Below are 24,244 nucleotides of genomic sequence, written 5' to 3' on the forward strand. Positions count from 1 at the left end.
TCGTGGCAGCTATCAAATCCACAATTCCTACACGCCGCTTTGATGCGGTAATCGTTGGTGCCGGTGGTTCCGGTATGCGTGCTTCGCTGCAATTAGCTGAAGCTGGTTTAAATGTTGCCGTGTTGTCGAAGGTATTTCCGACGCGCTCGCACACCGTTGCAGCGCAGGGCGGTATTGGTGCATCGCTCGGTAATATGTCCGAAGATAACTGGTACTGGCACATGTTTGATACCGTCAAAGGTTCAGACTATCTGGGTGACCAGGACGCGATTGAGTTCATGTGCCGTGAGGCGGCAAAAGCAGTCTATGAACTAGAGCATCTGGGGATGCCGTTTGACCGTAATGCCGATGGTACGATTTATCAGCGTCCTTTCGGTGGGCACTCGGCCAACTTCGGTGAGAAGCCGGTTGCGCGTGCCTGTGCTGCGGCTGACCGTACTGGTCATGCTTTGCTGCATACGCTGTATCAGCGTAACGTCCGTGCAAAAACACATTTCTTCGTTGAGTGGATGGCGATCGATCTGGTGCGCGATGCTGAAGGCGACGTGCTAGGCGTGCTGGCATTGGAAATGGAAACCGGCGAAGTGATGATGCTGGAAGCGAAGACAACTGTTCTTGCTACTGGCGGTGCTGGCCGTATCTGGGCAGCGTCAACTAACGCCTTCATCAATACTGGCGACGGTATGGGTATGGCGGCACGCGCTGGCATTCCGTTGGAAGATATGGAATTCTGGCAGTTCCATCCAACCGGTGTTGCTGGCGCTGGTGTCTTGATTACTGAGGGTGTGCGCGGCGAGGGCGGTATTTTGATCAATGCCAACGGCGAGCGTTTCATGGAGCGTTATGCGCCTACGTTGAAAGATTTGGCTCCACGCGATTTCGTTTCACGCTCGATGGATCAGGAAATCAAAGAAGGTCGTGGTTGCGGTCCGTTGAAGGATCATGTGATGCTGGACTTGCGTCATATTGGTGCTGATACGATCAAAAAACGTTTGCCATCGATTCTGGAAATTGGCCATAAATTCGCCAACGTTGATGCGCTTAAAGAGCCTATCCCTGTGGTACCAACTATCCATTATCAAATGGGTGGTATTCCGACCAACGTGTATGGTCAGGTAGTGGTGCCTAAGAATGGTATTCCTAACGCGATTGTTAACGGTTTGTACGCTATCGGTGAGTGTGCTTGCGTTTCTGTGCATGGTGCAAATCGCCTGGGTACGAACTCGTTGCTGGACTTGGTGGTATTCGGTCGCGCAGCTGGTAATCACATTGTTGACAGCAAGCTCAAAGAGCGTAGCCATAAGCCGTTGCCGGCCGACGCTACCGATTACGCGGTAGGCCGTTTGTCGGACCTGGAAAACAGTACTGGTTCAGAGCGGGTGCAAGACGTTGCCAATGATATTCGTAAAACCATGCAGCATTATTGCGGCGTGTTCCGTACCGACGAATTGCTGCAGCAAGGTTACAAAGAAATCATGGTGTTGGATGAGCGTCGTAAGCATGTTTCATTCAAGGATAAGTCCAAAGTATTCAACACTGCACGTGTTGAGGCGCTAGAATTGAGCAACATCATTGAGGCGGCCAAGGCAACGATTACTGCAGCTGCAGCCCGTAAAGAATCTCGTGGCGCGCATGCGCATCGTGATTACGAACATCGTGATGATGAAAACTGGATGAAACACTCATTGTGGTATTCGGAAGGAAATCGTTTGGATTACAAACCTGTGATCACCAAGCCGTTGACCGTCGATACGTTCAAGCCAAAGCCACGTACTTTCTAATTACGCTCGAAAATAAGTAAAGGTATAGCCATGTCGCGTACAGTTAAATTTAAAATCTATCGCTACGATCCGGATCGTGATGCGAAGCCGTACATGCAGGATTTGACGGTTGAATTACAGCCAACCGATAAGATGTTGCTGGATGCTTTGCAGCGTATCAAGGCCGATGTTGATGACTCATTGGCGTTGCGCCGCTCTTGCCGTGAAGGCGTGTGTGGATCCGATGCCATGAACATCAACGGCAAAAATGGTCTGGCGTGTACAACTAACTTGAATGAGTTGTCCGAGCCTATCATTTTGAAGCCGTTGCCAGGTCTGCCAGTTATTCGCGATCTGATCGTCGATATGACGCAGTTCTTCAAGCAATATGATTCAGTTAAACCATATCTGATCAACGACAATATTCCGCCTGAAAAAGAACGTCTGCAGTCGCCGGAACAACGTGAAGAGTTGGACGGTCTATATGAGTGTATTTTGTGCGCTTGTTGTTCGACCTCTTGCCCGTCGTTCTGGTGGAATCCAGATAAGTTTGTCGGTCCGGCTGGTTTGTTGCAAGCTTACCGCTTTATCGCAGATAGCCGTGATGAGGCAACTAGTGAGCGCCTGGATAATCTGGAAGATCCATATCGCTTGTTCCGTTGCCGCTCGATTATGAATTGCGTCGATGTTTGTCCTAAGGGTCTGAACCCGAATGCAGCCATCGGTAAAATCAAAGAAATGATGGTCCGTCGCGCAGTTTAATTAGTTATCGTAGAATGTAGGGCTAATGTCGATCGGTTGTGGCTAAAGCTGCAGCCGATTTGCCGGCGACATTGCTGGCACCAAGCCCTGTAGAGCCGTATGTAAGATGAGGGGACGTATTTTCCTCATCTGCTTTCAAGTTTAAAAAAATCCTCAAAAAGAGCATCATCATGACCATTACCCATCAAGCCGACCCGGCAAAGCGTGCACGATTGCGCTGGCGCGCACGGCGTGGCCTATTGGAAAATGATTTGATTTTGACGCGTTTTCTTGATGCAAACGAATCAACCATGACTGACGATGATGTTGACGCATTTACGCGTTTGATGGAATTGACCGACAGTGAGTTGATGAATTTGCTGATGGAACGCAATGACCCCGCCGGCGAGGTTGATTTGCCTTCTGTGCACGCATTGGTAGCAAAATTACGAGTGGCGTAAAGAGGGCGTGAAGCCTACTATTTTCCAAATATTGCATGCAAATAGTGCGCACCGGATCAGCTATTTTTAAATCTAGCATCACCTTGTTTTACCTGATGACAATAAGGAAAGAGTCCCATGACTAACATTAGTGCTGACACCAAAGCGACCCTATCGTTTTCCGATGGAAGTCCATCTATCGATTTTCCAATTTACAAGGGTACGATAGGCCCGGAAGTGATTGACATTCGTAAGCTGTATGGCACCACTGGTAAATTTACTTATGATCCAGGTTTTTTATCTACGGCTGCTTGTAATTCGTCAATCACCTATATCGACGGTGACAAGGGCGAGTTGTTATATCGCGGTTATCCGATTGAGCAACTGGCGGAGAAGTGCGATTTTCTGGAAACATGCTATCTGTTGCTGAACGGCGAATTGCCAACTGCGGCGCAGAAAAAAGAATTTGATCAAAATGTGACCAGTCATACTATGGTCCACGAGCAGATGCAATTTTTCTTCCGTGGCTTCCGTCGCGATGCGCATCCTATGGCGGTACTGGTCGGTACGGTTGGTGCATTGTCGTCGTTCTATCATGACTCGCTCGATATTACCAATCCGCATCACCGTGAGGTTTCTGCAATTCGCCTGATTGCAAAACTGCCAACGTTGGTCGCAATGGCGCACAAATATACGATTGGTCAGCCTTTCGTTTATCCAAAAAATAATTTGTCGTACAGTGCGAATTTCTTGAACATGATGTTCTCGACGCCATGCGAAGAATATAAAGTCAATGATGTACTGGTACGCGCTTTGGATCGCATTTTGACTTTGCACGCGGATCATGAGCAGAACGCTTCGACTTCTACTGTGCGTTTGGCCGGCTCTAGCGGTGCTAATCCGTTTGCTTGTATCGCTGCTGGTATTGCTTGTTTGTGGGGTCCTGCTCATGGCGGCGCCAACGAAGCAGCATTGACAATGTTGAAAGAAATCGGCACGGTCGATAACATTCCAGACTTCATTGCAAAAGTAAAAGACAAGTCTTCAGGCGTTAAGCTGATGGGCTTCGGTCACCGTGTTTATAAAAACTTTGACCCGCGCGCTAAATTGATGCGTGAAACTTGCTACGAAGTTCTGAAAGAGCTGAAGTTGGAAGACGATCCATTGTTCAAGTTGGCATTGGCATTGGAAAAAATTGCGTTGGAAGATGAATATTTCGTTTCGCGCAAACTGTATCCAAACGTCGATTTCTACTCAGGTATCGTTCAATCGGCATTGGGTATTCCAACTTCGCTGTTTACTGGTATTTTTGCAATGGCGCGTACGGTTGGTTGGATCGCGCAATGGAATGAAATGATTTCCGATCCAGAGCAAAAAATTGGTCGTCCACGTCAATTGTTTATTGGCTCACCTAGTCGTGATGTTGAACCAATGGCAAGTCGTACTGCGAAATAATAATGGAATTTCAAAAAAGCGAATCTGACGGTTCGCTTTTTTGTTTAGTAGTTATGCTATGCTGCTATACCATTTATGACTTGTGCTAAATAGCAGGTCATAAGCGGTACAGAATATAGTAGGTAGTTTGTAAGGTATTTGTAGATAAAGCCCTTCCCCACAACTTGATGTGCAATCCGCTAACCGGTCAGGCCGTGTCGCGGAAGGTTATGTTAACCCGCTAATCTCGCGAAACGCGAAGAAAGGTGAGCAAGATGATGCAGCAATACCGCTCTAATTCGTATCTCTTCGGAGGTAATGCACCGTACATTGAAGAACTGTACGAGTCATACCTCGACAATCCCGGTTCAGTCTCTGATAACTGGCGTGCGTATTTTGACGCCATGCAACATGTGCCTGCTGTTGACGGCTCTGATAAGCCTGACGTCGGCCATGCATCAGTGATCGCATCTTTTGCAGAACGTGCCAAACAAGGCCCGATCCGCACCATTACTGCTTCTGCTGATGCAGAAATGGGACGCAAGCGCGTCGCTGCGACGCAGCTGATTGCCGCTTATCGTTATCTAGGCTCACGCTGGGCCAATCTGGACCCATTGCAACGCCAGGAACGTTCGGAACTGCCGGAACTTGATCCAAGTTTTTACGGCTTTACTGATGCTGATATGGACATTGTGTTCAACATCAGCAATACCTACTTTGGCACCGAAACATCAACTTTACGTGATTTGCTGAACTCATTGCGCGACACTTATTGTCGCTCTATTGGCGCTGAATATATGTATCTTAGCGATCCAACAGAAAAGCGCTGGATGCAAGAGCGTCTGGAAGGCACGCGTTCGAGCCCAGGTTTTTCAGTAGAAAAGAAAAAACATATTCTTGAGCGTTTGACCGCTGCGGAAGGTTTAGAGCGTTATCTGCATACTAAGTATGTCGGGCAAAAACGCTTTTCGCTAGAGGGCGGTGAAAGTTTCATCGTCTCACTTGACGAGACTATTCAACGCGCCGGCGAAAAAGGCGTGCAAGAAATCGTTATCGGTATGGCGCATCGTGGCCGTTTGAACGTGTTGGTCAACACTCTGGGCAAAATGCCACAAGAGCTGTTTGCGGAATTTGAAGGCAAACACGGCGATGACTTGCCTGCTGGTGACGTTAAGTACCATCAAGGTTTCTCATCCGATATCACCACGCCTGGTGGCCCGGTTCATCTATCGTTGGCGTTTAACCCATCACATCTGGAAATCGTTAATCCAGTAGTTGAAGGTTCAGTTAAAGCGCGTATGGATAGACGCGATGATCCTGAAGGCAAGCAGGTATTGCCGATTCTGGTGCATGGTGATGCTGCGTTTGCTGGTCAAGGCGTCGTGATGGAAACACTGAATCTGGCGCAAACACGTGGCTACGGCACTGGCGGTACGGTGCACATCGTGATTAATAATCAGATTGGCTTTACTACTTCAGATCCACGTGACTCACGTTCAACCTTGTATTGCTCTGACGTCGTCAAGATGATCGAAGCGCCAGTATTGCACGTGAATGCTGATGATCCGGAAGCAGTGGTGTTTGCTACACAACTGGCGTTGGATTATCGCGTTGAATTCAAAAAAGATATCGTGCTTGATATTATTTGCTTCCGCAAACTAGGTCATAACGAACAAGATACCCCAGCGCTGACTCAGCCGCTGATGTACAAAAAAATTGGCCAGCACCCGGGTACACGTAAAGTGTACGCAGATAAATTGGCCGCCCAAGGGACGATTGCAGCTGATGAAGGCGATGCAATGGTCAAGGCTTATCGTGATGCGATGGATGCAGGTAAGCATACGGTAGATCCAGTCATTACTAACTTCAAGAGCAAGTACGCAGTTGATTGGCTGCCGTTCCTGAACCGTAAATGGACTGACGCTGCCGATACTGCAGTCCCGCTGACAGAGTTAAAACGTTTGGCTGCCCGTATCACTGCCGTTCCTGAAAACTTTAAACCGCATGCGCTGGTTGAGAAAGTGTTGAACGATCGCAGTGCGATGGGACGTGGCGACATGAATCTGGATTGGGGTATGGGCGAACATCTCGCTTATGCGTCTTTAGTGTCTTCAGGTTATGCGATTCGTTTGACTGGTCAAGATGCTGGTCGTGGCACATTCGTTCATCGTCACGCTGTGTTGCATGATCAAAATCGTGAGCGTTGGGATGCTGGCACATATATCCCGTTGCAAAACGTTTCGGATCAGCAGGCACCGTTTACAGTCATTGACTCTGTATTGTCAGAAGAAGCGGTACTTGGTTTTGAGTACGGTTATTCAACCGCTGAACCAAACACATTGACCATCTGGGAAGCGCAGTTCGGCGACTTCGCTAACGGCGCTCAAGTTGTTATTGACCAGTTCATCAGCTCCGGCGAAGTGAAGTGGGGCCGCGCGTCAGGTTTGGTCATGATGCTGCCGCATGGTTATGAAGGTCAAGGCCCTGAGCACTCATCGGCTCGTCCTGAACGCTTCTTGCAACTATGCGCAGACAACAATATGCAAGTCGTGCAACCGACCACTGCGGCGCAGATTTTCCATTTGCTGCGTCGTCAAATGATCCGTTTGTTCCGCAAGCCATTGGTAATCATGACGCCAAAATCGTTGTTGCGTAATAAAGATGCCGGTTCACCGTTATCTGACTTTACCAAAGGCGGTTTCCAGACTGTGATCGGTGAAGTTGATGACAAAATAGATCCTAAAAAAGTCAAGCGTATCGTCGCTTGCTCTGGCAAGGTTTATTACGATCTTATCAATGCGCGTAAAGAGCGTGGTCAGACTGATACGGCGATTATCCGTTTGGAACAATTGTATCCATTCCCGCACAAAGCTTTTGCTGCGGTGTTGAAGCAATTCCCACATTTCAATGAATTAGTTTGGACACAAGATGAGCCACAAAACCAAGGTGCGTGGCTGCAAATTCAACACAATATTTTTGAAAATCTGGAAGAAGGTCAAAAACTTGCCTACGCAGGTCGTCCAGCCAGCGCATCGCCTGCTGTCGGTTACTACGACAAGCATTACGCGCAGCAAAAAGCATTGTTGGATACTGCATTTTCCAAACTCAAAGGTTTTGTTCTTACTAAATAATTGAAATGCGTTGTGTTGATCTGAGTGACTCAGTAATCAACACAACTGCCAACACCCATTACGGAGAAATCATGGCTCAAATAGAAGTACTCGTTCCGCAATTATCGGAATCTGTCGCTGAAGCGACTTTGCTGACTTGGCATAAAAAAGTCGGTGACAGTGTTACACGCGACGAAAATTTAATTGATGTTGAAACTGATAAAGTTGTTCTCGAATTGCCAGCACCGGCAGACGGCGTGATTGTGCAAATCATTGAGGCTGATGGCGCCACAGTGGTGGCTGGTCAGTTGCTCGCTATTATCGATACTGATGCTAGTGCCAAGGCCAGCCCAGTGGCTGCTGCGGCTCCTGCTCCACAAGTCTCCAATGCTCCAGCACCGGTTGCTGCACCTGCATCGGCGAGCAATTCAGCTGCAGGCATTGCAATGCCTGCAGCTGCTAAATTATTGGCTGACAATAATTTGGCGGTGACACAGGTTTCTGGCACAGGTAAAGATGGCCGCGTGACTAAAGGTGATGTACTCAACACCTTGGCCAAGCCAGCAGCGCCAGCACCGGCGGCAGCACCTGCCAAACCGGCATTGCAACAAGTTGCTGCACCTACCCAGGCGAATCTGGATGAGCGTCCAGAAGAGCGCGTGCCTATGAGTCGTTTGCGCGCACGTATTGCTGAGCGTTTGATTCAATCGCAATCGACTAATGCAATTTTGACGACATTCAATGAAGTCAACATGCAGCCAGTAATTGATCTGCGTACTAAGTACAAAGATAAATTTGAAAAAGAACACGGTGTGAAACTTGGTTTCATGTCGTTCTTTGTCAAAGCCGCTGTTGCAGCGTTGAAAAAATATCCTATCGTTAATGCTTCTGTTGATGGCAACGATATCGTGTATCACGGTTATTTCGATATCGGTATCGCAGTTGGTTCACCACGTGGATTAGTGGTGCCAGTGTTGCGCAATGCGGATCAAATGTCGATTGCCGACATCGAAAAGAAAATCGGCGAATTTGGCGCTAAAGCTAAAGACGGCAAGTTGACGTTGGATGATTTGAGTGGCGGTACGTTCTCGATCTCGAATGGCGGTACGTTCGGTTCGATGTTGTCGACACCAATTATCAACCCACCGCAATCTGCGATTTTGGGTGTGCATGCAACTAAAGATCGTGCAGTGGTTGAAAATGGTCAGATCGTCATTCGCCCTATGAACTATCTGGCGATGTCTTACGATCACCGCATCATTGATGGCCGCGAAGCGGTGTTGGCTCTGGTTGCGATGAAAGATGCGTTGGAAGATCCGGCACGTTTGTTGTTGGATCTGTAATTTGCATCCGTAAGCATTATCCCTACTCTCGCTTGCGAGAGTAGGGAGCAAACCAAACATAAAGAAAATTCGAAGGAAAACTATGAGCAAGCAATTTGACGTAGTCGTGATCGGCGGTGGTCCCGGTGGTTATATCGCAGCGATTCGTGCGGCACAGCTTGGTTTTAATACGGCATGTATCGACGAGTGGAAAAACGCAAAAAATGGCCCGGCACCTGGCGGCACTTGCACCAACGTCGGTTGTATCCCGTCTAAAGCATTGTTGCAATCGTCTGAGCATTTTGAACACGCTGGCCATTCCTTTGCTGAACACGGCATTGACGTCGCAGGATTGAGCTTGAATCTGGGACAGATGCTGGCGCGCAAAGAAACTATCATTAAACAAAACAATGATGGCATTTTGTATCTCTTCAAAAAGAACAAGGTGACGTTCTTTCACGGTCGCGGTTCTTTTGTCAAAGCCGGTGCTAACGGCGATGGCTATGAAATTAACGTTGCTGGCGCAACTGAAGAAACGATTACTGGCAAGCACATCATTGTGGCGACAGGTTCGAATGCACGCGCATTACCTGGCGCAGATTTCGACGAAAAATTGATTTTGTCGAATACCGGTGCGTTGGCAATTGACGAAGTGCCGAAGAAGCTAGGTGTGATCGGTGCTGGTGTGATCGGCCTGGAAATGGGTAGCGTCTGGCGTCGTTTAGGTTCTGAAGTGACGGTATTGGAAGCATTGCCGGCATTCCTCGGAGCGGTGGATGATCAAATCGCCAAAGAAGCCAGCAAACTGTTCGCGAAACAAGGTTTGAACATTCATCTGGGCGTTAACATCGGTGCGATTACACCGGGTAAAAAAGACGTCACGGTGGAATACACAGACAACAAAGGCGCGGCACAAAAAGCTGTTTTCGACAAGTTGATCGTGTCGATTGGCCGTACGCCAAACACCATCGGTCTCAATGGCGATGTGGTTGGTTTGCAATTAGACGAGCGCGGTTTTATTGCGGTCGATAACAATTGCAAGACCAACTTGCCTAACGTTTGGGCAGTTGGTGATGTGGTGCGCGGTCCGATGCTGGCACATAAAGCAGAAGAAGAGGGCGTTGCCGTTGCCGAGCGTATTGCTGGTCAACATGGCCACGTCAATTTCAACACCATTCCTTGGGTGATTTACACTTCTCCGGAAATCGCATGGGTTGGTAAGACTGAGCAACAATTGAAGGCAGAAGGCGTCGCTTACAAAGCGGGTACTTTCCCTTTCATGGCCAACGGCCGTGCACGTGCATTGGGTGATACCTCAGGCATGGTGAAGTTCTTGGCTGATGCGAAGAGTGATGAAATTCTAGGCGTGCACATCGTTGGTCCGATGGCGTCCGAATTGATTTCGGAAGCAGTCGTTGCGATGGAATTCCGTGCCTCGGCAGAAGACATTGCACGTATTTGTCATGCACATCCATCTCTCTCTGAAGCCACTAAAGAAGCTGCATTGGCGGTTGATAAGCGTTCATTGAATTTTTAATTACGCATAGTGAATGTCCGATCAAATGGGTGAGCGAAGGCTCGCCCATTTTTTTAGGCTTAAGTAATTTTGCATAAGTGTTTATACGTCGCTGTCTCTCCTTATCGTACGAATGTACTGTCTGCGTCGAGAGGTCTAGTCTACATATTTACGCGGACTTACTTTTATTGTTAGTTTAGCCTTCGCAAAAAGTTGAAATGTAACCCATGAATAAGATGACCGTCCGGGAGTTCTACGATCAAGCGTTAACCCAGCGTGGCTTTCAGCCCGATGAGGCGCAACTGCGCGCGGTTGAACGTTTGCAACAATCTTATGATGAATGGGTCGACTATAAAGCACAACGTTCTAATTCATTCAAACGCTTGATTCTTCATCCAGATGTGCCGCGTGGCGTCTATATGTGGGGTGGCGTTGGGCGCGGCAAATCGTTTTTGATGGATAGTTTTTATTCTGTCGTTCCGGTGGTGCGCAAAGTACGTCTGCATTTTCATGAATTTATGCGTGCAGTGCATCGTCAGTTAGATGAGCTCAAAGGCGTTGAGGATCCTTTGGATGAGGTTGCCAAGCGTGTAGCAAAAAAATATCGGCTGATTTGTTTTGATGAGTTTCATGTGTCAGACATTGCTGATGCAATGATTTTGTATAACTTGCTGCGTGCTCTGTTCGACAATGGCGTGTCGTTTGTGATGACATCCAATTATGAGCCGAGCACCTTATATCCGGATGGCTTGCACCGCGATCGCATGCTGCCAACCATCAAATTATTGCAAGATAAATTAGATGTAATGAACATTGATGCGGGCATCGATTATCGCAAACGCGCTTTGGATCAGTTGGATGTGTATGTAACACCATTAAATGCAGATACCGATCGAAAATTACGCCATGCTTTTAAAGATGTCGCGGAAACGGCAGATGATGATCCCGTAATTGATATTGAAGCACGTAAAATTAAATCTTTGCGTCGTGCTGGAGGCGTAATCTGGTTTGATTTTTCTACTTTGTGTGGTGGGCCACGATCACAAAATGATTACCTGGAAATTGCCAGCCGCTTCCATACAGTGATATTGTCCAACATCCCGCAGATGTCAGCGGCGATGTCATCCGAAGCGCGTCGTTTCACCTGGTTGATTGACGTATTTTATGATCACAAAGTGAAGTTAATTATGTCAGCAGCGGTCGTGCCGGAAGAATTATATACAGTAGGTACTCTTGCGAATGAGTTTCATCGCACGGTGTCGCGTATCATAGAGATGCAATCGCGTGAATATATGGATGCAGAGCAGCGTTCGGAAGCTGATTCGATTGTATAAGTTGAGAAAACATAGTAAGAAATTAATGCTTCATGCGCATAAACGATAAAATTTCCTCTAGAACGGACAGCAACACGTGAAATTAGCATCTCCTCATCTTTGTCAGTCTTTTGCCTGCGCGCTCATGCTGATTACAGCACCGGCCATCTATGCGCAATCGGCAGCAACGTCCAATGAGCCGACAGTGACGCAGTCAGGCACGTCATCGACTACAGTAGAGAAAAAAAACGATGATGTGGCGGCACCGCCAACTGCGGTGGCAGTTACACCGACAGTTTCTGACGAATCTGCTAGTACACCGGAACCGACGAAAAGTGCGCCTGTGGTTGAAGATGGTCGCGACATCAGCGATATCGCCAATGCCGTCGTAACCCATTACCCAGCGGGTTCAATTCATTCGGTTGAGACTGCTGATCAGGCATTGGCAGAAGTGTCTTCGGCCAAATCGTATATTGAGGCGCAGAGCTTCGACGAGCAGCGCGTTTGTTACAGCAAATTTTTCACTAACAACTGTCTGGATGTAGCCAAAACTAAACGACGCTTGGCTCTAAAGAAAGTTCGCCCTGTTGAAGTGGAAGCGAATGCTTTCAAGCGTCGCACGACAGCGGATGATAGAGATAAAGCGTTGGCAGCACAAAATACGCAAGAAGCCATTGATGCACCGAAAAAGGCGCAAGAAGCGAAAGATAAAGCGGAATCCAACGTGAAGCAACTGCAAGACATGCAGCAAAAAGATAAGGAAGTGATTGCCAATACCAAACTGCATGCCGGTGATGCTGACAAACGTGTCGCTGATCAGGCTGCCAAAGTGCGGGCGCAGCAACAATCGGATGCTGCAAAAGCACCGCAACGGGCTGCCAATGTAGCTGCGTACAATAAAAAGGCGCAGGACGCTGCGGCACGTCAGCGCGAGGTTGCACAGAAAAAAGCAGAGAAAGAACGTGACCTGGCGGCGAAAAAAGCAGCAGCGGATGCCGCCGCAGCAAGTGCGCCAGCTACACCAGTCGTGCCTGCTAAGCCGTAATTTGGAAGTTGAATGCGCAAAGAGGAAAAGACTTAAGGTCTTTTCCTCTTTGCGTTTTTCGTCAGCGTTTTAGTAACTATTGTCAGTTTGCTTATTGGTTTGCGTTATACCGCGCGGCGCATTTTCTTGACGGTATAGTTTTGCTCTTCTTTCGGCAAGGCGATCAGTTTGACGATCGCAAACGTGCAATTGTCAGCCGCTTTGCCTGCTGCCCGGGAGCGCGCTTTATTGATGAGCATTTCTGCAGCATCGCGCGGTTTTTGCATGGCGATAGCTGCACCCAATTCGTTGTTATTAAAGTATGGCCAGAAACCGTCGGAGCATAGCAAAAACATGTCGCCGGCTTGCAAGCCTGCATGGCGAGCGATCGTTACCTCGGGATCAGAAGATGTTCCCAGCACATTGATAAGCACATTAGAAAGACTATGTGACTTTGCTTCTTCGCGGGTTATTTTCCCTTCGCTGACCAATTGCTCGACATAGGAGTGATCTATCGTATGTTCGACAAAATTGGGGCCGTCAAAACGGTACATCCGGGAATCGCCGACGTGGCCCCAAGTCGCTACGCCGTCAGGTGACAGCACCAATGCGACCATTGTGGTATGCGGGTCTTTTTCGCTTGAAAAGCGACTCAATTTAATGACGGTATGCGTTTCATGCGCGATCGTGCGCAATAAATTTTCGACGGTGTCGTTATGTGGAGAAAATGCTTCAAACAACTGCTTCGCCGTGCTTACCAGCTGTTCCGCAGCCAGTGAGCCGCCGCTGCGTCCACCCATGCCATCGGCAAGTACGGCCATCATATAACCTGGTGCTTTAGGCGATGTAAATAACCCTGCGCGATCCTGTTGTTCTGCACGATCACCGATGTGTTGCCCGGTACCTGCTTCGATCTTGTATTGGCTCATTTGTCTGGGTAGATTAAACTGTGCTTTTATGGGTAACTGCTGGGAATTTTCAATGCAAGTCAGCTGATAAGTCACTAAAAAATGTTCATTTTCTGCTGCACGGCAGTGTACTACTAGTGCCGGGGTGGTCTAAACTGTTTTTTTGACATACTTATTATGATGTAAATACGATGCTGTAATTACGCTTCGAAAACAAGTAAAAATTGCTTTACGGCATTATATCCACGAATTATCGTATTTACACCATGATTTGTGTTTCAATTTATTACCGCCGGAAGGATCTATGTTAGATCGAGAAGAAATTCGCCATCGCATTACCGAACTGGAAATTGAACATCGCGATTTAGATGCTGTAATTGACGTCCTCTCTAATGATTTACGACGTGAGGAGTTACAATTGCGACGTTTGAAAAAACGCAAATTGCAACTGAAAGATCACATTACGCTATTGAAGATGCAGTTAATTTCAGATATTCCTGCATAATTATTTTCTTTGCAAGTCAGCATCTGACCTGCTGCGGGCATAGCACTGTGCGTGCAGCATAAATGACTTTCTTGCTTGGATTCCCCGCGTGAGCACAAAATGCCATGCCTCATACTCCCGCCTGCAAGTTGGCGTAAAGTTTATTAAAACACTACTGAACAAGTTATTTTGACCGCCGACACTTCTCTTTCTACAGCCGAAAATACGATATCCCCTGGTTCACATGATGCAGATGTCGATCAGTTATTTGGACCTTCGGGGCCACTCGGGCAGGCCGTTGGCGGCTTTCGTCCTCGCCATGCACAAACCGAAATGGCGAAAGCCATTGCTGAAGCGATTGCACAGCAAACTACTTTGATTGCAGAAGCTGGTACCGGTACCGGGAAAACGTTTGCTTATCTGGTCCCGGCTTTATTGTGGGGCGGCAAAGTGATCGTTTCCACTGGCACCAAGAATTTGCAAGATCAACTTTTTTTGCGCGATATACCCACCGTACGGAAAGCACTGAGTGCGCCGGTATCGATCGCTTTATTGAAAGGCAGGGCCAACTACGTCTGCCATTTTCATCTGGAGCGTACGCTGCAAAATGGCCGTATGACTTCACGTGAAGATGTCGGCTATTTGCGTGAGATTTCGCGCTTCATGAAAACAACCAGCTCCGGCGATAAAGCAGAGTTATCTAAAGTACCAGAGACTGCGCTGATCTGGAATCTGGTGACCTCGACTCGCGATACTTGTCTGGGTGCGGAATGTCAGTATTATCAGGATTGTTTTGTCATGAAAGCGCGCAAAGAGGCGCAGCAAGCGGATGTGGTGGTCGTAAATCACCATTTGTTCTTTGCCGATGTCGCGTTGAAGGATACCGGCGTCGCAGAGTTATTGCCTTCAGCGAATACGATTATCTTTGATGAAGCGCATCAATTACCGGAAGTAGCCACCTTGTTCTTTGGCGATACGGTATCGACCTCACAGATTCTGGAATTGTGTCGTGATGTGATCGCCGAAGGTTTGTCCCATGCACGGGATGGCGCTGATTGGGCGCAAGTGATATTGCCTGTTGAAAAAGCTGCGCGCGATTTGCGTTTGGCGTTCCCTCAAGACGTGATCCGACTTTCTGTTAATCAGATTGCCCCGTCTAGCCAATTTTTCCCGGCATTAGCGACGCTGCAGAAAGAATTCGATGCGATGGTGGCCGTTCTGGAGAAGCAAGCCGAGCGGGCTGAAACCATCGAACAATGTCGTGTGCGTGCGATTGAAATTGGTATGCGGATGGATGCCTGGTCCAAGAAAACGGCCGGCAACAAAGAAGCGGCAAATGCGGCAATAGATGACAAAGTTTTATGGGTAGAGGCATTTTCATCTTCTTTGCAATTACATCAGACGCCGTTGTCGATTGCGCCGATTTTCAACAAGCAGCGCGAAGGTGTGGCGCGGACCTGGATTTTTACGTCAGCAACGTTGGCAGTAAAAAATGATTTCCATCACTATGCTGCACAAATGGGATTAACGGATGAGCCTGCGCAATCCTGGCCGAGTCCGTTTGACTATGGTGAGCAAGGTTTGCTTTACGTCCCGCAAAATTTACCGCAACCAAATTCGCCCGACTATACGGATGCCGTGATTGATGCGGCTTTGCCAGTGATAGAAGCTGCCGGTGGTCGTACCTTTTTATTATGTACCACCATTCGCGCCGTCAATCATGCCGCAGAAAGATTGCGTAAGGAATTCGCTGAACGTAATTTGCCTTTTCCATTAATGGTGCAGGGTGAAGCTGGCCGAACTGAATTACTTGACCGGTTTCGTGCAGCAGGCAATGCGGTGCTGATCGGCAGTCAAAGTTTTTGGGAGGGCGTAGATGTTCGGGGAGAAGCGTTGTCGTGCGTGATTATCGACAAATTACCATTTTCACCACCCGATGACCCGGTACTAGCGGCGCGGATCGAGGCACTGGAGAAAAAGGGCATAAACGGTTTTATGCACCATCAATTACCGGCCGCGATCATCAATTTGAAACAGGGTGCAGGGCGTCTCATCCGTGATGAAACTGATCGTGGTGTCTTGATGATTTGTGATCCGCGCCTGATTTCCAAGGGCTATGGGCGTCGCATTTGGCAAAGCCTGCCGCCGTTTAAACGCACACGTGATGCCGAAGTTGTCGTCAACTTCTGGAAAGCTGGACAGCCAGTAGACTGATGTGTATTGTCATGATCATAGCGGCATATCAATCGAGATAAATAATTTGTATTTGATTATTTATTCAGGAATTGATATCGCCAGCCTCTCATCTTTGCTTTTTCAGCTTGCGTCGGTTTAATTTTGCTTTGTGCTTGTCACTAAGGTGTCATAAACAAGTCTTATTGTCCGTTGCTCATAATTGTATTTCCAAAACAAATGCAAGCTTTGCGTTTGATGTAATGCGTTTGATTTGGAAATGTAAGTATGTCAAAAAAACTGTTCATACGCTGACCCAACCGCTCCGCGGTACCAAAGTACAGTCTGCGCCGTAGAGCTAAATTTAAATAGTTTTTTTGCATACTTAATTGATATTTAACTGTGCATTGAGATGAAAGAGGGACGCAATGTTTGCAGCAGTCGATTTAGGGTCGAATAGTTTCCGTTTGCATATAGGCAAATACAACGGTGATGCAATTCGCGTGATCAAAAGTGCGCGCGACCCAATTCGCCTGGCCGCAGGGCTCGATAGCAAAGGGAATTTAACAGACGCCGCAATGCAATCAGGCCTCGAATCGCTTGCGCGCTTTAAATCCATTCTGGCCGAATATCAGTTGGAAGCTGTACGTGTGGTTGCCACTAACACTATGCGTATTGCAAAAAATGCCGCAGTTTTTTTGCCAAAAGCTGAAGCCGCTATTGGCTATCCAATTGAAATTATTTCGGGTGAAGAAGAAGGTCGCTTAATTTATATGGGCGTCGCCAGCATGCTGCGTTTGCCGAACGAAAAGCGCCTTGTGCTTGATATCGGCGGCGGCTCCACTGAACTGATTTTGGGCCGGGGCCAATCGATCGAAAGAGTGGAGTCATTTGGTATTGGGACAGTCAATCAAAGTCTGGCTTTTTTCGCAGATGGCAATATCACGACTGAGGCTTTCGATGCCGCGATTCTTTCTGCTCGTAGTCATTTTGAAGATGCGGCGCCACCATATCGTCCACAGAACTGGAGTAATGCTTACGGTTCTTCCGGCACCATTCGGGCGATTGCTGAAACTATAGAAAAAAATGCGCTCGGCGATGGCCGTCTCTCTTATACCAGCCTCGAAATCCTAAAGAGTAAATTCATAGAATTGCAGCATGTCAGCAACATCAATATGCCAGGCATGAAAGCCGAACGCGCGCCGGTAATCGTTGGCGGTGTCGCGGTATTGTTAGGTTTGATGCAAGAGCTTGGAATCGCCATGTTGACGCCGATTGAAGCGGGCTTGCGGATGGGGGTAATGTGGGATTTGCAATTGCGTGGAACACGGCTGGATCGACGCGATCAATCGGTGCGTGACTTTTGCCAGCGTTTTCATGTCGATCAGTTACGCGCTAATCGCGTAGCAGAAACTGCGGCAACCTTGTTTAGTATGCTCAAACCCAGCAATGACAATCTGAGTAAATATCTGCATTGGAGCGGTTTGCTGCACGAAGTCGGTATGGTAGTGTCGCAAAGTGGCTATCACAAGCACGCCGCTTATCTTATTGCCAACGCCGATTTGCCAGGTTTCACCACGCGTGAACAGCGCACCATGAGTCTGTTGATTCTTGGTCAGAAAGGCAATTTACGTAAACTCAATGGAACGTTGGCTGATGCCGACTATTCTAAAGCGGTCTTGGCATTGCGGCTGGCGGTAATGTTTTTGCATTCCCGGATCGAAGTCGATTTTGACGAATTGCGCTTGCGGATGAAAAGTAAAATCGAACTAGATCTCAAGCAAGAGTGGATCGTCGATCATCCGACGACGTCATTCTGGATGGAAAAAGAGCGCGAATTCTGGCGTGAAATCGGCGTGGAGTTTTTATTTAGACATGGTTGAATTGTTCTCGACTTGCTGATTTGATCGTTTGCTTAATTCGAGTGCAACATCAGTCACCATATCGATTTGTCCGCCAATGATTTGACGCCTTCCTAGCTCAGATAAAATGCTGTGCGAATCAATACCATGATTGTGTGCAGCCTCTTTTGCAGTATGTGAAAAATCAGCATGCAAACCGTTAGATCCTGCGTTCAGGCTGTTCTGATCAAGATAAAGAACGCGATTTTGCCAAGGTCGCACTAAGGTTTCTGCCGCGACGATTAAGTCAGATAAGTTGATATTATGCTGGTATCCGTAGGTATCGGCTGCAGCAATAAAAACTTCCATTGGTGTATTGCCTGCACCGGCACCAACTCCCGCCAATGACAGATCGACTCGGGTTGCGCCATGCTGTACTGCGGTGATTGAATTGGCAACTCCGAGAGAGAGTTGATGTTGCGCATAAATGCCAAATCGAGTTTCTGGTTTTAGTATCTGCGCGTAAGCAATCGAACGCGCTGCCACGTCGTTCATCGTCATCATGCCGCAAGAGTCTGCAACATAGACGCAGTGTGCTCCATACTCCTCCATCAACTTGGCTTGCTGTGCCAATGCTTCGGGCGATGTCATATGACTCATCATTAACAGCCCGGATACATCCATATCCAAATGACGTGCATATTCAATATGCTGTTTAGTTACGTCTGCTTCTGTGCAGTGAGTCGCAATGCGTACAGATGAAACTCCCATGTCATGAGCACGCTTTAAATCATGGACAGTACCGATACCGGGAACTAATAAGGCGCTCAAACGCGCGTGCTTGACGACGGACGCTGCAGCTGCAATCCAGTCCCAATCAGTATGATCGCCAAAGCCGGAGTGAAAAGAAGAACCGGACAAACCATCGCCACGAGAAATTTCAATCGCGTCTACTTTGGCCTTATCTAAGGCTTTAGCAATTTGACGTACTTGCTCCAACGTATAACGACGTTGCATCGCGTGCAGACCATCACGCAGGGTGATGTCTTGAATATACAGCTTCCCTGCTGGTGCAATGGTGTTGGGGGCTAAGTATCCATATGCGTTGTCAGATATGCCGCTAATCGCATTCATGCAGCATACTCCAGCACTTGCTGGGAGTTACTGAGATGTTCCACCATCCGTTCCGCTGTTTTGAGTGCGGCGGAAGTCATGATATCGAGATTTCCGGCATACGCTGCTAAATAATGGCCAGCTCCTTCGACTTCTAGAAATACACTCACTTTGATGCCACGAAAATATTGATTCATTTCAGGAATGAACAATGGATTGTTGGCGCCATAGTGCGTGAATTGCACTGTTTGTTTGAGTCGATAACCTGGTACGTAACTCTGCACTTGCGCCACCATCGTTTGAATTGCTGCGTTGATTTTGCTCTCATCTGCATCATCACACAGGCAATGTACTGTATCGCGCATGATCATCGGTGGCTCGCTAGGATTGATAATAATCATGGCTTTACCACGTAGAGCACCACCCACACTCTCTATGGCTTTAGAAGTAGTTTCAACAAATTCATCAATGTTGGCTCGCGTACCAGGCCCAACAGATTTTGAGGAAACAGAAGCGATAATTTCTGCATAATGCACTTTGCTCACACTGCTGACGGCTGCAACAATGGGAATAGTCGCCTGACCACCGCAAGTGACCATGTTGACATTGGTTTGATGCAAATGTGCGTCGCCGTTAAGTGCAGGTATGGTGAACGGGCCGATCGCCGCTGGTGTCAAATCAACTACGCGCTTACCGTGACGCTGCAAAATAGCATTGTGTTCATGATGTGCATTCGCGCTTGTAGCATCAAAGACGATGTCGATTTCGGCAAATTCTGGCATATCGAGCAAGCCAGCTAAGCCAGCTAAGCCAGCTAAGCCAGATGCTGAGGTAGGAATCCCTAGTTGTGTTGCCCGTTTAAGTCCTTCGGAAGCAGGGCGAGTGCCAACCATGGCGGCCATTTCCAGATTTTTCGACAGGCGGATCACTTTCATCATTAAATCGATGCCAATGTTACCCGGGCCGATAATGCCAACTTTTGTTTTTGATAATGATGCATTACTCATTTTGTTCTCCAAAGTGAGGCGGCAAACATAAGAAAAATACAAAAAGTGCCAGCGTGCTGTAAAGCAGTGTGGTTTATAGGAATCAGAGTTAACGTTATAAGATACGAGGGAGGACGGTGTTATTTAGATCGTCTTAAGCATAGTCGATATATGCTGCGGCGCAATATGTATTGCGATTTAGTGTATGAATATCAGGTATGGAAAATATTCATAGGGGAGTTCATATCATTTTCTTTAATAACAATATCAAATCAGTCACAGCACTAGCGGGGCAGTGGCCGTTATAATAGATAGCTATGAGGCGACATTGCTGACCCAGCTTAGTGAGTGGACAAGGTTGTTTCAAGAAATTTCCTTATACTTTCCTGCAATTAGCAGATATCACCATTACAAATCACTCTATGCAATACGTATCCACACGCGGCCATGCTGCAGCGCAGACTTTTTCCCATATTTTGCTCGGCGGCCTGGCACCGGATGGTGGCCTTTATTTGCCTGCCGAATATCCGCAAGTAAGCGATGCCGAGCTGACGCATTGGCGCACGTTGTCTTATGCAGATTTGGCATTTGAAGTACTGAAAAAATTTGCTACGGACATTCCTGAGGCAGATTTGAAAGCATTGGCGCACAAGACCTATACCGCCGATGTTTATCGCAATGTGCGCGCTGGTGAAAATGCTGCCCAGATCACGCCTTTACGCGTTCTGGAAGAAAAAAATGGTAAAAAAATAGTATTGCAGGCCTTGTCAAACGGCCCGACTTTGGCATTCAAAGATATGGCGATGCAATTGTTGGGTAACTTATTCGAGTACACCTTAGCCAAAGATAACGCCGAGCTGAATATTTTCGGTGCCACTTCTGGCGATACCGGTAGTGCCGCCGAATATGCGATGCGTGGTAAAAAAGGCGTACGCGTTTTCATGCTGTCGCCGTATAAAAAGATGAGTGCGTTTCAGACAGCACAAATGTTTAGTTTGCAAGATCCGAATATTTTCAATATCGCAGTCAAAGGCGTGTTCGACGATTGCCAGGATATGGTCAAAGCGGTATCCAACGATCATGCATTTAAAGCGGCGAAAAAAATTGGTACGGTCAATTCAATTAACTGGGCGCGCGTGGTTGCGCAGGTTGTGTACTACTTCCGTGGTTATCTGAGCGCTACCACTAGTAATGACCAAAAAGTTTCTTTCACCGTACCTTCGGGGAATTTCGGTAACATCTGCGCCGGCCACATTGCGCGCATGATGGGCTTGCCTATCGATAAACTCGTCGCGGCGACTAACGAAAATGATGTTCTGGACGAATTTTTCCGCACCGGCGTGTATCGGGTTCGCCCATCGTCCGAGACCTATCATACTAGTAGCCCGAGTATGGACATCAGCAAAGCGTCGAATTTCGAACGTTTCATTTATGATTTAACTGGCCGCGATAGCAAACGTCTGAGTGCGTTGTTCCATTTGGTTGAAACTAAAGGCGGTTTTGATTTATCCGGTAAGCCGGGTAGTGATGGCGATGAATTTCATAAAATTGCTGAATATGGTTTCTGCTCTGGTAAATCAACTCATGATGACCGTCTCGCGACTATTCGCGATGTTCAGAAAAATTATGGCATCACTGTCGATACGCATACCGCTGACGGGATTAAAGTCGCGCGTGAATATTTGACCCCCGACGTAACGATGATCGTGTTGGAAACCGCGTTACCAGCCAAATTTAATGAAACCATACGTGAAGCGTTGGGCAGAGATGCAGAGCGTCCAGCTGGTTTTGAAAACATTGAAGCCTTGCCGCAAAAATTTGAAGTGATGGATGCTGACGTTGCTCAGGTTAAAGCATACATTGCGGCCCATACTGAATAAGCCAAGATGCAGAAATCACCTATTCCGGCGATCCAGACGGTTGAGCAGGCATTAAACATATTGTTGACGTCCGCGCAGCCACTGACAGAAGTGGACAGCGTACCTACACTCAATGCCAATCGCCGAATATTGGCTGCCGCCCAGACATCAAAATTGAATGTGCCACCGGCCGATAATACGCAAATGGATGGGTACGCGGTACGCGCTGAAGATTGCATCGGTGGCGCCTCGATATTAACGATTTCTCAGCGAATTCCCGCCGGTTATGTTGGCCAGCCACTGCAACCGGGTACGGCCGCGCGTATTTTTACCGGTGCCATGATTCCAGAAGGTGCTGATGCCGTCGTGATGCAGGAAATGTGTGAGGCGGATGGTAACAAGGTCATCGTTAAGCATGCTCCTAAGTCTGGCGAGTGGATACGGCGTGCCGGCGAAGACATCGGCGCTGGCAATGTCATTTTGGCAGCGGGCACGCGTTTGCAGGCGCAGCATCTGGGTTTAGCCGCTTCGGTCGGCCTGGCTGAATTGCCGGTAATACGCAAATTACGTGTCGCGGTATTCTTTACGGGCGATGAACTGACTATGCCCGGTGAGACATTAAAGCCAGGTGCCATCTACAATTCCAATCGCTTTGTGCTGCGTGGCCTGTTGGAAAATCTCGATTGCGATATCACCGACTACGGTATTGTTCCGGATTCATTGCAGGCAACACGCGATACGTTGCGTAGCGCTGCTCAACAGCATGATTTGATTATCACTTCCGGCGGCGTTTCTGTTGGTGAGGAAGATCACATTAAACCGGCGGTTGAAGCTGAAGGACGTTTGACCATGTGGCAAATCGCCATGAAGCCGGGCAAGCCATTGGCCTTCGGCCAAGTGCGGAGATTACATAAAAATCCTGATGAAAATGCCTTTTTCATTGGTTTACCGGGGAATCCCGTTTCCAGTTTCGTCACGTTTCTGATTTTTGTGCGGCCATTTATTTTGCGATTGCAAGGAGTCGAAAACGTCATGCCGCAATCGTATGCAATGCGTGCAGATTTTGATTGGAGCAAAGCGGATCGACGTGAAGAGTTTTTACGCGCAAAAATTAACGAGCAGGGTGGACTTTCATTATTCTCGCATCAAGGTTCTGGCGTCTTAACTTCCACAGTATGGGGCGATGGTTTGATTGATAATCCTGCGGGTAAAATAATTGCTGCTGGTGATGTCGTGCGCTTTTATCCTTTTTCATCGTTGATGTAGTTAAGAGTTTTGAAATCATGAAAATCCAATGCCGTTTTTTTGCCAGTGTTCGCGAAGCCCTTAACGAAACAGATGAAACGCTGGAATTGCCAGCAACCGTGCACACCGTTGGTGACGTGCGCAATTATCTACGTGAACGTGGTGGTGTGTGGGAAGAAGTATTGGGGGAAGGGCGCGCACTGCGAATGGCATACAATCAAGTGATGACCACGCCGGATACGCCAATAACGGCTGATTGCGAAGTCGCATTTTTTCCACCGGTCACTGGCGGTTGAGTTTTCCGAGGCTGACGCAAAACAAGGCTGAGCGTACCATTTTTTGCTCACGATCTCGTAACGTCGGTATCGATGATGGGATATGCGTCGCCACCATTTCTAAACTTAATTGCTTTCTGTTTGTATCTCGTCTTTTCTGAGCAAAAAATGGTACGCTCAGCCCTGTTTAGCTTAATTTTTATAGCGCTTCCAATTGTTACTATGCCTATCCGTATTCAAACTGCCGATTTTGATGTCAGCGCTGAGTTGGCGCAATTGCGTATGGAGAATCCGAAAGTGGGTGCCATCGTCAGTTTTGTCGGTACGGTACGTGATCTTAACGATGGTCATTCAATTTCGCAGATGGAATTGGAACATTATCCGGGCATGACCGAAAAAGCGCTGGAAACGATTATTACGCAAGCACAAACGCGCTGGGATATTGCTGATGCGTTGGTGATTCACCGTGTTGGCCCTTTATTGCCTCTGGATCAAATTGTGTTAGTCGCAGTAACCTCAGCCCATCGCGGCGAAGCGTTTAAAGCCTGCGAATACATCATCGATTATTTAAAAACGGAAGCGCCATTGTGGAAGAAAGAGCAAACGCCAGAAGGTGCGCATTGGGTTGACGCGCGTGACAGTGATGATACGGCGTTGACTAAATGGCAGTTGTAGGCAATGATCGGGCTTGTTAAATACAT

General features: G+C 47.8%; 19 protein-coding genes. 16 read left to right on the forward strand and 3 right to left on the reverse strand.

Features of this window, described 5'->3' with window-relative positions; genetic code table 11:
• Positions 1-2 precede the first annotated feature (2 nt).
• From sdhA to GEV47_RS00150, 9 genes are all read left to right on the forward strand, one after another.
• Positions 3-1,781: a succinate dehydrogenase flavoprotein subunit gene (sdhA, locus tag GEV47_RS00110; protein ID WP_322741512.1), complete on the forward strand. Its 1,779-nt coding sequence runs from the start codon at positions 3-5 to the stop codon at positions 1,779-1,781.
• Positions 1,782-1,811: 30 nt separating this feature from the next.
• On the forward strand, positions 1,812-2,522 hold the full coding sequence (locus GEV47_RS00115; RefSeq protein WP_153232707.1) for a succinate dehydrogenase iron-sulfur subunit: 711 nt from the start codon (positions 1,812-1,814) through the stop codon (positions 2,520-2,522).
• Positions 2,523-2,692: 170 nt separating this feature from the next.
• Entirely contained in the window at positions 2,693-2,962 is a 270-nt protein-coding gene (locus GEV47_RS00120) for an FAD assembly factor SdhE (RefSeq protein ID WP_153232708.1), read from the forward strand.
• A 117-nt stretch (positions 2,963-3,079) separates the two neighbouring features.
• A complete protein-coding gene (gltA, locus tag GEV47_RS00125; RefSeq protein ID WP_153232709.1) occupies positions 3,080-4,396 on the forward strand; it encodes a citrate synthase in 1,317 nt (438 codons plus the stop codon).
• A gap of 254 nt (positions 4,397-4,650) precedes the next feature.
• Positions 4,651-7,506, forward strand: a complete 2,856-nt coding sequence (locus GEV47_RS00130; RefSeq protein WP_153232710.1) for a 2-oxoglutarate dehydrogenase E1 component — start codon at positions 4,651-4,653, stop codon at positions 7,504-7,506.
• 71 nt (positions 7,507-7,577) lie between these two features.
• Positions 7,578-8,828, forward strand: a complete 1,251-nt coding sequence (gene odhB, locus GEV47_RS00135; RefSeq protein WP_153232711.1) for a 2-oxoglutarate dehydrogenase complex dihydrolipoyllysine-residue succinyltransferase — start codon at positions 7,578-7,580, stop codon at positions 8,826-8,828.
• Between the two features lie 82 nt (positions 8,829-8,910).
• Positions 8,911-10,344, forward strand: coding sequence for a dihydrolipoyl dehydrogenase (gene lpdA, locus GEV47_RS00140; protein ID WP_153232712.1), 1,434 nt, complete (start codon positions 8,911-8,913; stop codon positions 10,342-10,344).
• Positions 10,345-10,559: 215 nt separating this feature from the next.
• Entirely contained in the window at positions 10,560-11,657 is a 1,098-nt protein-coding gene (zapE, locus tag GEV47_RS00145) for a cell division protein ZapE (RefSeq protein ID WP_153233705.1), read from the forward strand.
• A gap of 124 nt (positions 11,658-11,781) precedes the next feature.
• A complete protein-coding gene (locus GEV47_RS00150; RefSeq protein ID WP_153232713.1) occupies positions 11,782-12,681 on the forward strand; it encodes a hypothetical protein in 900 nt (299 codons plus the stop codon).
• A gap of 104 nt (positions 12,682-12,785) precedes the next feature.
• On the opposite strand, the gene GEV47_RS00155 is transcribed toward GEV47_RS00150, so the two are convergent.
• On the reverse strand, positions 12,786-13,589 hold the full coding sequence (locus GEV47_RS00155) for a PP2C family protein-serine/threonine phosphatase (protein ID WP_153232714.1): 804 nt from the start codon (positions 13,587-13,589) through the stop codon (positions 12,786-12,788).
• Positions 13,590-13,872: 283 nt separating this feature from the next.
• Between GEV47_RS00155 and GEV47_RS00160 the strand changes: the two genes are divergently transcribed.
• The 3 genes from GEV47_RS00160 to GEV47_RS00170 all read left to right on the forward strand — a co-directional run bounded on the left by GEV47_RS00160 (position 13,873) and on the right by GEV47_RS00170 (position 18,107).
• Entirely contained in the window at positions 13,873-14,073 is a 201-nt protein-coding gene (locus tag GEV47_RS00160) for a YdcH family protein (protein WP_153232715.1), read from the forward strand.
• Between the two features lie 312 nt (positions 14,074-14,385).
• Positions 14,386-16,266, forward strand: a complete 1,881-nt coding sequence (locus tag GEV47_RS00165; RefSeq protein WP_407646194.1) for an ATP-dependent DNA helicase — start codon at positions 14,386-14,388, stop codon at positions 16,264-16,266.
• Between the two features lie 386 nt (positions 16,267-16,652).
• Positions 16,653-18,107: a Ppx/GppA phosphatase family protein gene (locus tag GEV47_RS00170; protein WP_153232717.1), complete on the forward strand. Its 1,455-nt coding sequence runs from the start codon at positions 16,653-16,655 to the stop codon at positions 18,105-18,107.
• On the opposite strand, the gene dmpG is transcribed toward GEV47_RS00170, so the two are convergent.
• Together dmpG and GEV47_RS00180 are read right to left on the reverse strand one after the other, a co-directional pair.
• Positions 18,090-19,199, reverse strand: a complete 1,110-nt coding sequence (gene dmpG / locus GEV47_RS00175; protein WP_153232718.1) for a 4-hydroxy-2-oxovalerate aldolase — start codon at positions 19,197-19,199, stop codon at positions 18,090-18,092. The genes GEV47_RS00170 and dmpG overlap by 18 nt on opposite strands.
• Positions 19,196-20,185, reverse strand: coding sequence for an acetaldehyde dehydrogenase (acetylating) (locus GEV47_RS00180; protein WP_153232719.1), 990 nt, complete (start codon positions 20,183-20,185; stop codon positions 19,196-19,198). Before GEV47_RS00180 ends, dmpG begins: the two co-directional genes overlap by 4 nt.
• A gap of 401 nt (positions 20,186-20,586) precedes the next feature.
• Between GEV47_RS00180 and thrC the strand changes: the two genes are divergently transcribed.
• The 4 genes from thrC to moaE all read left to right on the forward strand — a co-directional run bounded on the left by thrC (position 20,587) and on the right by moaE (position 24,218).
• Positions 20,587-22,044 carry a threonine synthase gene (gene thrC / locus GEV47_RS00185; protein ID WP_153232720.1) on the forward strand — a complete coding sequence of 486 codons (1,458 nt, stop codon included), beginning with the start codon at positions 20,587-20,589 and terminating at the stop codon, positions 22,042-22,044.
• Positions 22,045-22,050: 6 nt separating this feature from the next.
• A complete protein-coding gene (locus GEV47_RS00190) occupies positions 22,051-23,289 on the forward strand; it encodes a molybdopterin molybdotransferase MoeA (RefSeq protein ID WP_153232721.1) in 1,239 nt (412 codons plus the stop codon).
• Between the two features lie 17 nt (positions 23,290-23,306).
• Complete coding sequence (gene moaD / locus GEV47_RS00195; protein WP_153232722.1) at positions 23,307-23,564, forward strand: molybdopterin converting factor subunit 1; 258 nt, start codon at positions 23,307-23,309, stop codon at positions 23,562-23,564.
• Between the two features lie 201 nt (positions 23,565-23,765).
• Positions 23,766-24,218, forward strand: coding sequence for a molybdopterin synthase catalytic subunit MoaE (gene moaE, locus GEV47_RS00200; RefSeq protein ID WP_153232723.1), 453 nt, complete (start codon positions 23,766-23,768; stop codon positions 24,216-24,218).
• Positions 24,219-24,244 lie beyond the last annotated feature (26 nt).

This window comes from Glaciimonas soli, assembly GCF_009497155.1.
Lineage (GTDB): Bacteria > Pseudomonadota > Gammaproteobacteria > Burkholderiales > Burkholderiaceae_D > Glaciimonas > Glaciimonas soli.